Raw genomic sequence first — 14,501 nt, 5'->3', positions numbered from 1 at the left:
TCAGATTTCAAGGGGCGCCTGGGCCGCGTGGGTCGGCGTGATGCCGACCGGGGCCTGGAGGACGTCTGCGATCTGCACGACACCGGGCTTGCCCAGGACCGTGTAGTGACTGCCGGTGATCCGGCGTGTGTGGACCTGGCCCGTGGTGAGCAGCGACCAGCCCCAGTCGGCGCGGGCCGTGTGGGGGTGGCCCGCGAACTCCGACACCTCGCCCTGCGAGGCGCGCAGCACCAGCAGGTTCGCGGCGACCCGGCCGGGCCAGTAGGCGCGCACGGCGGTGACGACGGCGTGGAAGACGCGGTAGATCGCCAGCAGCGGGCCGGCGTCCAGCGCGATGCTGCCGCGGGCGGTCAGCCGTGCCACGACCTGCTCGAAGCGCCGGGCCAGCGGCAGCGATGCATCGATGCCGTCCTGCAGCCCGGCCAGCGACACGCCCAGGTTCAGGTCTTCGATGAAGCCGTGCAGCATCATCTCGTCGCCGATCGGGTCGTGAACGACCGGCGCCGGGCAGTCGATGAGCGTGAGCTGGTCGACGACGTCGCCGCCGCGTTCCAGTTCGTGCGCCATCGCGAAGGCGATGCAGCCGCCGGACGACCAGCCCACCAGCGAGTAGGGCCCGCGCGGCTGCTCCTGCTTGAGCTGCGTGACGTAGCGGTGCGCGATGGCCTCGATGCTGGACAGCTCCGCACCGGCCGCCTCTTCGGCGTGGGCGACGAAGCCGTAGCTCGGCCGCTCCAGCAGGCCGGCCAGTTCGTAGTAGCCCACGCTCTGGCCGCCGGCCGGATGGACCATGAAGTACGGCCGACCCTGGCCCGTGCGGCCCAGCCGCATCAGGTTGCCGCGCACGGCCTCGTCTTCGGGGAGGTCGAGCATGGCCGCCTGGCTCTCGATGGTGCGGTGCTCCCACACGTCGCCCAGCGACAGCAGCCGGCCCAGGCTTTCCTGCACCAGCGCCACGTAGCGCACGGCGTCGATCGACTGGCCTCCGGACTCGAAGAAATCGTCGCGAATGCCCACGCTGTCGAGCCGGAGCACGCGTTTCCACAGCTCGGCCAGCGTGACCTCGGTCGGCGTGCGAGGCGCGAGGCGTTCGGCCCGGCCGGCCTCGCTGCGGCGAGCGCCCGCGGCCTGGCGGCCCAGTGCGATGCGGTCGAGCTTGCCGTTGGACGACAAGGGCATCTGCTCCAGCAGCATCCACACGGGCGGCACCATGTAGGCCGGCAACTGATGGCGCAGCGCGGCGCGCAGCTGTTCGATGACACCCGCGGCCTCCTCGTCATTGCGGGGGGCCGGCTGGCGCAGCACCGCGCAGCCCACCAGTTCCTTCAGGCCCGGACCGGCGACAGACGCGCCGCCCGGCGAGCGGACCAGCACGGCGGCCTCCTTGACCAGCGGGCAGGCGTTGAGCACCGTCTCGATTTCCCCGAGCTCGATGCGGTGGCCCTGGATCTTCACCTGCGTGTCCGCGCGGCCCATGAACTCGATGTTTCCATCGGGCAGGTAGCGGCCGCGGTCGCCGGTGCGGTACAGGCGCTGCGAGGTCAGCGGGTCGGTGATGAAGCTGGCCTGCGTCTTTTCCTCGTCGGCCCAGTAGCCTTGCGCCAGGCCGATGCCGCTGATGTAGAGGTCGCCCACGGTCCAGGTCGGCGTCGGCCGGTTCTGCGCGTCGCGCACGTGCCAGGCCTGCTTGGCGAGCGGCTTGCCGTAGGGGATGCGCGTCCAGCCCGCCTCGACTTGGCCGATCTCGTAGTAGATGGACCAGATCGACGCCTCGGTCGCGCCGCCCAGGCTGTAGATGCGTGCCTGCGGTGCGATCTGGCGAATCTGCTCGGGCAGCTCCACGGGAATCCAGTCGCCGCTGAGCATCACGATGCGCAGGTGCGGCAGCGTCTGTCCGCGGCGCAGGGCGGTCTCCACCAGCAGGCCCATGAGGGGCGGGGCGGAGTTCCACACCGTCACGCCCTCGCTGTCCATGAGGTCCAGCCAGTGGCCCGGGTTGAGGGCGGAGGCGGGGTCCGGGTAGACCACTGTGGCGCCGGCTTCGAGCACGCCGAACACGTCGTAGACCGAGAGGTCGAAGCTGAACGACGACACGCCGAAGACGACGTCGTCGCGGGTGATGCCGAACCGGTCGTTGATGTCCACCACCGTGTTGCGGGCACCGCGGTGGTCGATCATCACGCCCTTGGGCCGCCCGGTGGAGCCGGAGGTGTAGATGACGTAGGCGAGGTCCGTCGGCGCGGTGGCTGGTGCGGGCACGCGTGCAGCCGACGAGGCCGGCGGTGCCTGCTCGACCACGACCACCCGCAGCCCGGCGGGCCAGTCGATGCGGGCCCGGTGTTCCGCGCTGGTGAGGGCGATGCGTGCGCGGCTGTTCTCGAGCATGTAGCGCAGGCGTTCGGCCGGCAGGCCCGGGTCGACGGGGACGTAGGCCGCGCCGGCGCGCAGGATGCCCACCGACGAGGCCACGATGGCGGGGCCGCGCTCCATGACGATCGCGACCAGCTCGCCGGCTGCGACTTCGCAGCGGGTCAGCTCCGCGGCGATGCCGGCGCTCCAGGCATCCAGTGCGGCGTAGCTGAGCGCGCCTTGGGGCGAGCGGACGGCGGCCTTCTTCGGCTGGCGGCGCAATGCCAGGTCCAGCCCGTGGTGGAGCAGGCCGGCGTCCATGGTTTCGTAGTTGGCGCCAAGGATCGCGGGCTCGGCCGCCGGTGCGATGTCCAAGCGCGTGGACTGCCAGGCCTCGCCATCGGCCGCCAGGTTCTCCAGCAGCGCCGCGAAGGCGCGCCACATGGCGTTGATCATGCCGGCGGGGAAGAACTCCTCCAGCAGGTCCCACACGTAGAAGTAGCGGCCATCGTTGAGCTCCCAGAACTGGTGGTCCATCACCGTCTGCGCCGTTTCGAGGCAGCCGAAATCGGCCTTCTTGTACTTCTCCATGAACAGGCCGCTGCCGATCACGAAGGGGCAGGGCACGGTGCCCATGGACCCGCTCATGCGGTTCATGGCCTGCATCACCTGCATGCCGCCCCACTCGCGGTGGGCGGCGTCGCGCATCATCTGCTGCTGCAGACGCAAGGCCTTCTGGGCGAAGGTGCCGCCGCGCAGGTCCACCTCCAGCGGATACAGCGAGGCGAAGTTGCCCACGATCTGCATCACCTCCGGGTGGATGGGCAGGCGCCGCGTCACCATGTTGCTGAGGATGAAGTGCTGCGAGCCGCTCCACGCCGAGAGGATCTCGGCGTAGGCGCAGGCGATGGCGCCGGTGGGTGTCAGGCCGCAACGGCCGGCGTGGGTCTTGAAGCGGTCCCACTGCTCGGCCGTGAGGTAGCCCTCGCGCCGCTGCAGCTGCGAACGCACGCGCTTGTTGGCGCTCGTCATGGGCAGCTCCGGCGGGCCCGGCAGCTCGGGCAGCCGGTCGAGCCAGTAGCGGCGGGCGCGCTCGCCGGCGGGCGAGTCGGCCAGATCGTGCAGCGCCAGGATGGCGTCGCGGATGGTCAGCGTGAGCGGCGGCAGTTCGAGTTGCGGGTTCTCGTACAGCCGGTCCACCTCGCGCTGCAGGACGGTCGCGCCGTAGCCGTCGGTGTAGAAGTTGTTGTGGTTGAAGTGGATGCGCGTGCGTTCGCGGCCGGCTTCTCGCCAGTGCGAGATCTGCAGGTCGAACCAGGGCCAGCGTCCCAGCGGCAACTGCTGGCGGCTGCCCTTGCTGCGCAGCTCGGCCAGGCGATGCTTCGCTTCGGCTTCGTCGAGGTGGCGCCAGTCGTTGATCGGGCATTGCACGAGCGGCACCTCGGGCATTACGGCCAGGTGGCCGTCGTCCACCACCATCACGACCTCACCGCGGTGCCGGTGCAGCGCCTTGTTCAAGGCCCACAGGTAGCGGTCCACGTCCAGCCCGTCGCAGTCGGTCTCGACGTAGTAGTGCGGCCGCACGTGGTACTCGAGGTAGGGGTTGTCGGCCATGTAGAAGGCCATCTGCAGGTCCGAGAACGGGAAGGGCTCCAGGCGGTCTTCGGGGCGCAGGCGGCAGGCCGGCATGGCAGCGTCCGCATCAGCGGGCGCTGATTGCAGCGCCGCGAGGATGTCGCCCTTGAGCCGGCGCAGCTCGCTCTTGAGCTCGTCCGTCAGCGCATTGCGGGCGGCCGTGACCTTCAGCTCGCCGTTGGCCACGCCGACGCGCACGCCGCGCTCGGCCAGTTCTCTCATCAGGCTGTCCAGCGTCATAGCGTGAAGGTCTCCATGTCGGCCGAGGCATCGCCCGGCGCGGATTCAGCGGTGGCGACCAGCCGCTTGAACAGCAGCTTTTCGCAGATGAGGTCGACGACGGCGTGCACGCGGGCGCCGCCCAGCAGCGTCTCGACCGACACGTCCAGCGAGAGCTGCCGCTGCAGGCGGTTGCGCAGGTCCATGGCGGTCAGCGAGTCCATGCCCAGCTCGCTCAGGAAGAGGGTGCCCAGCGCGCTGCCCAGTTCCTTCATGCGGGCGGGCCGCAGCTGCAGGACCTCGGACAGCTCGGCGCTGAGGTAGTCCAGCACCGTCTTGCCCAGGGTCTCGGCGGCGCTGCCTGCGGATGCGTCGAGCACGTCCTGCGCGGTGGTGCGTTGCGGCTTGTCTGCGGATGCGTGTGCTTCGGCGCTGCGCCTGGCCTGCACAGCCTGGGCCTTGGCCGCGAGGTCGAGGTACCGGCCGTCACTGACAGCCGTCAGCACGCCCTGGGCGCACACCTCGCCGGCATCGCTGCGCCAGCAGGACGTGCCGTCGAAGCCTTCGGCATCCAGCGTCGCGGCCCACAGCGAGGGGTCCAGCAGCGGCGAATCCGCCAGGCGCCGGGTGCGGTCCTCGGCCAGCCACCAGCCGTCGAGCAGGCCGAAGGTGATGCTGAGGAAGTCCTGGGCCTCGATGACTTCGTTGAGCAGCAGCATGCCGCCCTGGCGCAGCAGGAACTTGACGTTCTGCAGGGTGCGCTCCAGGCTGCGCGTCGCGTGCAGCACGTTCGAGGCAATGAGGATGTCGTGGCCACCGGGCTCCAGGCCCTGGTCGGCCAGCGGCTTCTCGATGTCCAGCGACTGGAATTGCAGGAAGGGGCGGCCCGGGCCGTACTTCTCGCGGCCGTAGTGCAAGAAGGCGGGCGAGATGTCGGTGTAGACGTACTCGACCCGTGCCGAACCCTGGCGAAGCACCTCGTCCAGGTGCTGCAGGACGACGGACGTGGTGCCGCCCGTGCCCGCGCCGATCTCGATGACGCGCACCGTGCGTTGCGGGTCCGCGGCGCACAGCGCCTGCACGGCGGCGGTGGTGATCTGGCCCACCCGGTGGTTGCATTCGATCGCGAGTGGACCGGCGCTGTACACCGGCTCCACGAGTTCCATCGACAGGTTCGGGAAGATGACGCTCGTGGCGGCCAGTTCGCCTCGCAGCACCTGCTTCAACACAGGCCCGCACTGGCCCAGCAACGTGAGTTCCGGACGCAGCCAGGGATGCGCCGCCAGCAGCGAGTCGCAGACGGTCTTCAGTTCGTCGAGGCTGCGTGGACGCAATTCGGCACCGGTGCGGGTCCAGTGTTCGCCGTCGGCGCTGATGAACTTGTCGCGCCGCAGGATTTGCAGCAGTGCATCGAAGCAGCGGCGGTGCAGCGAGGCCACGCCCAGGTCGGCGGCCAATCCATCGGCCGTGGCACGGGCGGGCCAGCGCGACTGCCCCAGCAGGCCGGCGACCGCCGCATGCACATAGCCGCGAGCGAGGTCATTGAGGTGCAGGTAGCCGGCAGCCAGCTCGGCCGATGACGGCTTGTCGATCGCTGGCGACAGGGTCTGCCGGCCGGCGACCTGCGCCGGAATCGCTTCCAGGTCGGCCGCGGTCCGCTCGGCCACCCAGCGTCCGGTGCGGCCGGGAAGCACCGACATCCTCGACAGCACCTGCTCGCTGGCGCGCATGGGCATCACCTGCGACACCGGGGCCGCCAGGATGGTAGTGATGGTCTCCAGGCCCTGTGCCGGATCGATGGCGTAGATGCCTTGCGCGTCCAGCCTGGCCGCGAACTCCTGCGAGGCCACGGCGCCGATCGCGCCCCAGCGTCCCCAGTTGAAGACCTTGACCGGCACGCCCAGTTGCCGGCTCAGATGGCTGGCGTAGGCATCCTGGAACACGCAGCCCGCCACGTAGTTGGCCTGGCCCGGGTTGGCGAGGAAGGACACCGCGGACGAGAAGAACGCGATGAAGTCCAGCGGCTGGTCATGGACGGCCTGCGCCAGTGCGAGCGAACCTTGCGACTTGGCGTCGAAGGTGGCGCGAAAGCGCGCCAGGTCCATGCCGTCCAGGCTCTGGTCGTTCAGGCTCAGGGCCGCATGGACCGCGCCGTTGACCGGCCCGAAACGCGCCACGGTGTCTTCGATGGCGCGCCGCAGGGCGGTGGCATCGCAAGCGTCGGCCTGCAGGTAGATCGCCTGGCCGCCGAGTGCCCGGATCTCTTCGATCGCGGCCTGCTTGCCGTCGTCGATCGGGCTGCGGCCGATCCAGGCGATCTTGGCCTGGTAGTGCTCGGCCAGGTGCCGGCTGAGCGCCATGCCGATGCCGCCTGCACCGCCGAGCATCACGTAGGTGCCTTGCTGCCGCCAGACTGGTTTCGATGGGGCGGCCGGCAGTTCGATGCGTTCGAGCCGTTGCTCGAAGCGCACCTCGTGGCGATAGGCGGCCATGGACCCGTCATGCGCCGGGGCGGATTGGACGTATGACGCAGCCTGGTCCCACTGCGCGGGCGAGGGTTCGCTGCCGAGGTCCAGATCCACGCAGCGCACGCTGACACCGGGATGCTCGTTGCCGTAGACCCTGGCCAGGCCGAAGCAGGCCGCGCTCCACGGCAGCATCGGCTCGTCCCGGACGACGGTGCAGGTCCGGTTCCCAACGACGGTCAGCGACGGATGCTGGCCGGTGCTGCCGAGTCCCTTGAGCAGCTTGAACAGTGCGAACACGCCGTGCGACTGCGCCCGGTCGAACTGTTCACGGTCTTCGTCCACGGTGGCAAAACCAGCCGGAGCGGACGGCAGCTGCAGTCCTGCGAGGAAGTGCACGCGCCGGACGGCGCCGGCCGATTCGAGGATGTTCTGCAGCGACGACACATCGGCGCTGGGCCACACGTGGCCGCCAGGAAGCGCCTGCGCCAGATCGATGCCGATGCAGACGACCCGGCGGTCGGCGAACCGCCGTGCGAGGCGGGCAGCGAGCGCGGCGCCGTCGCCGGCGTACACGATCAGCTCCGCCTGAGAGTCCGCTTCGTCGTCTGCCGGCACGTCGGCGGCGACGGCATCGCTGCGTTGCCACACGGGCTGGTAGCAGGGCAGTGCGTCGCCGGCACGCGGGGCGGACAGCGAAGGCAGCGCAGCCACGGGCCGCAGGCTCAGGCCTTCCACGCGAGCCAGCAGCTGGTCGTCATGGGCGAGGACGTCGTAGTCGAAGCGGTGGATGCCGTTCTCGCCACTGCAGGCGGCACGCCGCGCCACCACCGTCACCTCGCAGGGCAGCGGGCCGGCGATCGACAGGCTGTCGATGCCGCACGGCAAGGGCAACGGGCGATGGCGCACCACATCGGCCGGCAGCAAGGGCAACGCGGCCTGCCAGATGGCATCGAGCAGCGCCGGATGGCAGGCGGTGTCGTTGGCGACGTGCGTCGGAAGCTGGACCGTTGCCACGCAGGCGTCCTCGGTCGCGTCGAAGATCACCAGCCCTTGGAAGGCAGGACCGTAGGCGACGCCACGGCCTGCCCATTCCGAATAGAAGCGGGCGGTGTCGGTCGAAGCTGCAGCGTCAGGCACGGGCAGGGGCGCGGCCAGCGGCGCGGCACTGTTGGCGATGCGTCCGCTGGCATGCAGCGTCCAGGTGGTCGCGGCCTGCGCGGCCGGGCTGGACCACACCTCGACGATGAATTCGTCAGGCTGCGCATCCGGCTTCAGGATGGTCTGGAGCCGCACGCCTTGCTGCAGCACCAGCCCCTTGGCGATGCGCAGGTCGGTGAGCGTGGTGTGCTGGCGCGCCGGGTCCTGCCTCAGCGAGCGTGCGGCCTCGATCGCCAGGCTGGCGAACGCGGCGCCTGGCACCAGCGGCGTGTCCTGGATCCGATGGTCGGCCAGGCAGGCGAAGGCCGGAGCGCCCAGTTCGCAGGTGCTGCTGAAATAGGTCCCTGCATTGCCGGCGAGATCCAGCCGGTGGCCCAGCAAGGTGGATGCTGGTGCGGACGTCCGCGCGGGCACGCCCGAGGTGGCCAAGGGGATGGAGGTTTCCTTGGACACCCAGTACGACTGGCCGGCGAACGGGTAGGGCGGCAGCTCGATGAGCGCGCGTGGTGCCGCGGCGTACAGCGGCGAGAAGTCGATGTCCACGCCCAGCGTGTGCAGGCGGGCGACTGCCTTCAGGAAGGGTTCGGCCGTGACGTACGCAGGGTTGAGGCTGGGCAGCAGTTCGCCATCGGCACCGAGTTCACGCCGCGCCAGCTTCAGCAGCGTGGGCGAGGGGCCCACCTCGACGAACACGTTCACGCCGCGAGCCTGCATGGCGCGCACGCCGTCGCGGAACAGCACCGGCTGGCGGACGTGGTCCACCCAGTAGTCCGCCGTGAGCTGCTCCGGCGTGAGCAAGGCACCGGTGACGTTGGAGATCACGTCGATCTGCGGCGGGTTGAATGTCAGCGCACCGATGGCATCGCGCAGGAGGGCCTGCATCGGCTCCATCAGGGCCGAGTGGAAGGCGCGCTCGACCTGCAGCGGCTTGCAGTCGATGCCGGCCTTGGCCAGGATGCTCGTGAAGTCGGCAACCGCGGATGCGTCGCCCGACACCACGGCGGAGTCTTCGGTGTTGACGGCGGCGATGTCCAGCGCCAGCCGGTGTGCGGCGATGAGCTCGCGCACGCGCTGCACCGGCGCGAAGGCGGTGGCCATGGCGCCGGGCACCGAGTTCTCGTGCATCAGCTTGCCGCGGATGGCGATCAGCCGCACTGCATCTTCCAGCGACAGGATGCCGGCCACGCACGCGGCCGTCACTTCGCCCACGCTGTGTCCCATCACCACGCGCGGGACGACGCCGCAGGCCTTCCAGAGCTCGGCCAGTGCGTATTCCACGGCGAACAGGGCAGGCTGCGTGTGGCGTGTCTGGTCCAGCGTCGCGGAGTCAGGGTTGAATACCAGCTCGTGCAGCGGGCAGCCGAGCAGCGGCGACAACAAGTGGGCACAGCGGTCGAACGCAGCCTTGAACACCGGCTGGGTGTCGTAGAGCGCTTGGCCCATGCCGACGTACTGCGATCCCTGGCCGGTGAAGAGGAACCCCACCACCGGCGCATCGTGTGCAGTGCGGGCTCCGTTGGCACTTTCGCGCAGCGCCGCCACCATGCCTTCGGCCGTGCTGGCAGCAACGCCATGTCGCAGGGGCAGCAGGCTGCGCGCGGTGTTCACGCGGCGGCAGACGGCCTCCATGCTGCCGGGGTCTGCGCTCAGCAGGTCGGCGAACTGGGTGGCCATGTGCCGCAGGGACTCTTCGCTGCGGGCGGACAGCGCGAGGATCTGCGGCGAACCACTGTCCGCTTGCACCGGAGAAGACGCCGGCGCCTCCTCGATCACCACGTGGCTGTTGACGCCGCCGAAGCCGAAGGAGCTGACGCAGGCCCGCAGCGGCTGCGGGCGGCCATCGGCGCCGACGGAAGGTTTCCACTCGTACAAGCGATCAGCGATGTAGAACGGAGAGCCTTCGAGCTTGATGCGCGGATTGAGCGCGGTGAAGTTGGCGTTGGGCGGAATCTGGCGGTGGCGCAGCGCCAGCAGCACCTTGATCACCCCCGCGATGCCGGCCGCGCCTTCGAGGTGGCCGATGTTGGTCTTGACTGCACCGAGGGCGCAGTAGTTGGTCTGGCGCTCCGGCGCAGGCCTGGGGTTGAGGCGCTCGAACGCACGCGTGAGGCCGTGCACTTCGATGGGATCGCCCAGCGGTGTGCCGGTGCCATGGGTCTCGACGTAGGTGACCGTCTGCGGATCGATCTGCGCGCTGCGCAGCGCCGTCGTGATGACCTGCGTCTGCGACAGTGCATTCGGGGCGGTGAGGGAGCGTGCGCGTCCGCCGTGGTTGACGGCAACACCCTTGACCACGCCGAGGATGACGTCGCCGTCCTGCTGCGCCTTCGCCAGCGGCTTGAGCATCACCAGCCCGGCGCCTTCTGCGCGCACGTAGCCATCGGCACCCGCGTCGAAGCTGCGGCAGGCGCCGGTGGGCGACAACATGCCGACGGTGCTGAAGGAGATGAAGCGGTCCGGCGTGGCCAGCAGGCCGACGCCGCCGACCAGCGCGCTGTCGCATTCGTTGTTGCGAAGTGCGCTGACCGCTTGCTGCAAGGCCACCAGCGAGCTGGAGCAGGCCGTGTCCACGGCGATGCTCGGGCCGCGGAAGTTGAAGAAGTAGGAGACGCGGTTCGGGATGATCGCGTTCGCGTTGCCGGTGGCGATGTGGCCTTCGATCGGCGCGCAGTCCCGCTCCTGCAGGGTCTTGTAGTCGAAATTGCAGGCGCCGATGTAGACGCCGACGTTGGCGCCGGACAGGTCAGCGGGCTTGTAGCCGGCGTCTTCCAGGCACTGCCAGGTCAGCTCCAGCGCGATGCGCTGTTGCGGGTCCATCCATACTGCTTCGCGGGGCGAGATACCAAAGAACTCAGGCTCGAATTTGTCAGCGTCATGAATGAAGCCCCCCCATTTACTACGGCTTTTGTTGATTTCGGTGCCCGAATCTTCAAAATAGGGACGCCAATCCCATCTGTTAGGGGGTATCTCGGTGATACTGTTTGTAGCACTTACAAGATTCACCCAGAACTGGCGATAGTCGGTCGCCCCAGGAAACCGACATGCCATGCCGATCACCGCGATGTCAATCCCCTCGGGAATCCCTTGGATTTGTGGGGAATTGGTGTCTGATTCCTGGAAGGTCATATGGTGGCCTTTAACAAAGCGTGCGCGCCCTGATAAATTAGGGGGTCTGAATTGACGGATGCGAATGCAGCCTCATGCGCCAGGAATCGCTCCACGCAGCAGGGCACCGTCCCCCATGTCCTTGGGGGCTGGTCAGCGCTCTCATGTCCCATTGCGAAGCCAATTCCGTTTCTCCTCGATCAGGGGATGGACCGTCCGTGACAAATAAAATAACAGGCGCGAGTTCACCCGATCGGCGCCATTTCGACACCAACTGGTAATACTCGAACCCGGTTAGACCGACCGTCCTAAAATAGGACGAAGAAGTCCGCCCCGGGTTATCCCGAGTTGTGTATATGCTGGGGTATTTCCGGCAGCGCTCTCGTCAGGCGAGAAAGCCCTTCCGGGTTAGATGAAGAATGTTGAGCAACTAGGCATTCCGTCCCTGGTAAGCAGATATGGTTGAAATGATGCCTGCTTATTTTGAAACAGTACAACCAGCAACCCAGCAATTCCAAGGGTTTTTATGAGCGACCGCTTGCTTATGTTGGGGTAGCCAAGTCGAGGCAAGTGCGCTAGACAAGTTGTCACCAGGTGGTCTGCTCGGCACGCAAAGTGCTCTCATCAAGTCGGCGCGCAGACCGCACGCTTTGCTGGCGAGATGCGCACGGCCGTGCTGCATGGCGCACGATGGCGAACCCTGTCAATTCGCATGAGCGTGCGGTCCCTTGCACCGCACCATGGCACCCGCTGGAGAACTGGGCTAGGCCACTTGCGCATCGGTCACGCTGAGTCGATGGCGGCTGCTATAGTCCCGCCGTCGAAAATGGTGGACCGGTGTGGTGAGCCCCGGTCGCTCCGCTCCCCGCGGAGAGCAATCCAGCCCTTGATGGCCGCGGACCGCGACACAGGTGGACATGCGTCCCCTGTGGGCGGTGCATGAGCCGGCGGCCTTCGTCTTCGGCGTTTCCCTTGTCCACAGCGGCGTGTGTCCTTCGCGGTGCCTTCGAGCACCTTCATCAAGGACGCATTCCATGCAACACACTCAAGTCCTGGTCGTCGGCGGCAGCCTTGTCGGCCTGTCGGCAGCCCTGTTCCTCGCCGCGCGCGGCGTGAACGCCATCACCGTGGAGCGCCATGCGGGCAGTTCCCCACATCCGCGTGCGATCGGCTACACACCACGCACCATCGAACTCTTTCGTGCCGTTGGGCTGGGCGATGCCATCCCGCAGGCACCGCAAGGATTCCGCCTGCGCCGGGCGCGCGTGACCAGCCTGTGCGCAGCGCTGCAGAGCGAGCACGACTGGACTCCGCCAGCCAAGGCGGATCGCGCGCCCACGCGGCCGGTGTCTCCAGTTCGCGGTGCCGCGATCGCGCAGGACCGCCTCGAACCCATCCTGCGCGGCCGGGCGATCGAGTTGGGCGCGGACATCCGCCCATTCACCGAGCTGGTTTCGTTCCAGCAGGATGCGGAGGGCGTCACGGCGGTGATCCGCTCTCGCGAGACAGGTAGCGAGACCACCATCCGCGCCCGCTACATGATCGCGGCCGATGGTGGCGACAGCCGCATCCGCGAGGCGCTCAACATCACGCGCTCCGGCCGCGGCCACATGCGGTTCGTGCGCAGCGTGCTGTTCCGCGCCGACCTCGATGAACACCTGCAAGGGGGCATCTCGCAGTGGGAGATCGAGCAGCCCGGACAGCCAGGACTGAAGGCCTTCCTCACCACCTACCAGGACGGCCGATGGGTCCTCATGTTCACCGATGACGTGGAGCGCAATGCCGACGAACAGGTGGCGGCGATCCGCCGTGCGGTGGGCCGCGAAGACCTGGACGTCGACGTGCTCGCGACAGGCCGATGGGATCTGTCGGCACTGGTGGCGGACCGCTTCTCCAGTGGCCGCATCTTCCTCGCCGGAGATGCCGCGCACCAGCTGCCACCGACCCGCGGCGGCTACGGCGCCAACACCGGCATCCATGACGTCCACAACCTCGCGTGGAAGCTGCAGGCCGTGCTGTCGGGCACGTCGTCACCGGCGCTGCTCGACACCTACGATGCCGAGCGCCGGCCGATCGCCTGGACTCGGCACCAGCAGACCTTCGCTCGCCCCGACTATGCGGCGGATGCACCGAAGGGCATGAAGAGCGAGCGCATCATCGGCGATGACGCGATCGAGTTCGGCCAGCTTCACCGCTCGACAGCCGTGCTGGGCGCGGGCTCCGAACTGCCCGAGGCGCGGCATCCCGATGAATGGAACGGCCAACCGGGAACGCGCGCTCCGCACTGCCCGATCCACGTCAACGGCACTGCGGCCTCCTTCATCGATCTGCTTCAACGAGGATGGCTGCTGGTGGCGATGGACAGCCATTGGTCGAGCGCCTTGAAGGCCTGTGCCGCAGCCATCGACATCGCGATCGTCGGCGCCGACTTCAGCGTGGATGAAGACACGGACCTCGCGTCCTTGCTGGGCATCGGTGCGCAGGGCGCGGTCCTGATCCGTCCTGATGGGATCATCGCTTGGCGAGGGATAGCCCGTGGCTCGATGGCCGAACTGGCCGATGCGTTTGCGAAGGTGGCCAGCCTGGCCAGCCGCAAGAGCGAGGTGGCTCGACAGTGATAGGCAATCCGACCTGGGGGCGATTCCTACCCTGAGTCGGGCGTGTTCCACCCGAGCCCGTGCCCGTCCGAGATCGCCCCTCGGACAGGACGCTGGAATGAACAAGATCCTTTTGAAACTCGGCCTGGACATCCCCTTGGCCGCGGTGTCGACAGCCGCGGCCGCATCGTGCGGGTCCGCTTTCTGCACCTTGATGACCGACTGCTATGCGCAGGGAACCGGCCAGGTGACTGTCGAAGATGCCATCGAGCGGCATACGAAGAACCTGAATTTCATCACCACGCTCGGTTGCGGATTCGACGAGCAATGGCCGATGTCGGTTTCACGACGCTTGGCGACGTGCAGGTACTGGTGCGCCGGACGACCTGAAGACGGCCACTGCCTGGTTCTGTGGGCTGAAGCTGCCCACCGGGTCCATCCATGTGCTCAACGCCGACGGCAGCCGCGCCGAACGTGCCGTGCAGCCGGGCACCGGCACGACGGACCTCGTCGCCAGTATCGCCGGCCGTGCTGCGGTGGGCTTGAGCGATGCGCTGATCGGGCAGGTCAGCCTTGGGGCGCCTTGAACAAGCGGGATGAATTCCGCACCGGCGCGCGCATCGAAGCGTCCGTTGGCTTGTCCCATGCCTACTCGGAAGACCTGGGTACGGTGCTGCAGTTGAACATGTAGCACCGCATGGACGACAGCGGATCGACGAGGATCGACCTGAGTCCCGGCGTGACTTTCGGGATGGGACACGCGTCCATGCTCTACGCCTATGTGCAATTGCCGCTCTAACAAGAAGGTGACGGGCATCCAATTGGCCCCGCGCAGTTCGCCGGCCGTCGGTTGGACGACGGATTTCTGACCCCAAAACCGCCGTGTCGCTGGAGCTCAAACAGCACAAGAGGCCCCGGTTCGGCTCGCGTCTTCCTCGCGTCGCGCATAGACCTCACGCGCGTCGTGCTG

At 68.0% G+C, this 14,501-nt stretch carries 4 protein-coding genes; 2 read left to right on the top strand and 2 right to left on the bottom strand.

Going from position 1 to position 14,501, the window contains the following annotated elements; genetic code table 11:
* Positions 1-4,206: a non-ribosomal peptide synthetase gene (locus DZC73_RS20310; protein ID WP_161974666.1), complete on the bottom strand. Its 4,206-nt coding sequence runs from the start codon at positions 4,204-4,206 to the stop codon at positions 1-3.
* Positions 4,207-4,220: 14 nt separating this feature from the next.
* Entirely contained in the window at positions 4,221-10,955 is a 6,735-nt protein-coding gene (locus tag DZC73_RS20305) for a type I polyketide synthase (RefSeq protein WP_124542206.1), read from the bottom strand.
* Positions 10,956-11,968: 1,013 nt separating this feature from the next.
* Between DZC73_RS20305 and DZC73_RS20300 the strand changes: the two genes are divergently transcribed.
* Together DZC73_RS20300 and DZC73_RS20295 are read left to right on the top strand one after the other, a co-directional pair.
* Positions 11,969-13,552: an FAD-dependent monooxygenase gene (locus DZC73_RS20300; RefSeq protein ID WP_124542205.1), complete on the top strand. Its 1,584-nt coding sequence runs from the start codon at positions 11,969-11,971 to the stop codon at positions 13,550-13,552.
* A 97-nt stretch (positions 13,553-13,649) separates the two neighbouring features.
* Positions 13,650-14,222 (top strand): hypothetical protein, encoded by a 573-nt coding sequence (locus DZC73_RS20295; protein ID WP_124542204.1) that lies wholly within the window; start codon positions 13,650-13,652, stop codon positions 14,220-14,222.
* Positions 14,223-14,501 lie beyond the last annotated feature (279 nt).

It is taken from the genome of Rhizobacter terrae, assembly GCF_003852895.1.
Classification (GTDB): domain Bacteria; phylum Pseudomonadota; class Gammaproteobacteria; order Burkholderiales; family Burkholderiaceae_C; genus Albitalea; species Albitalea terrae.
Note: the sequence above shows the minus strand (reverse complement) of the source record. Positions and strands in the feature narration are given on the sequence as shown.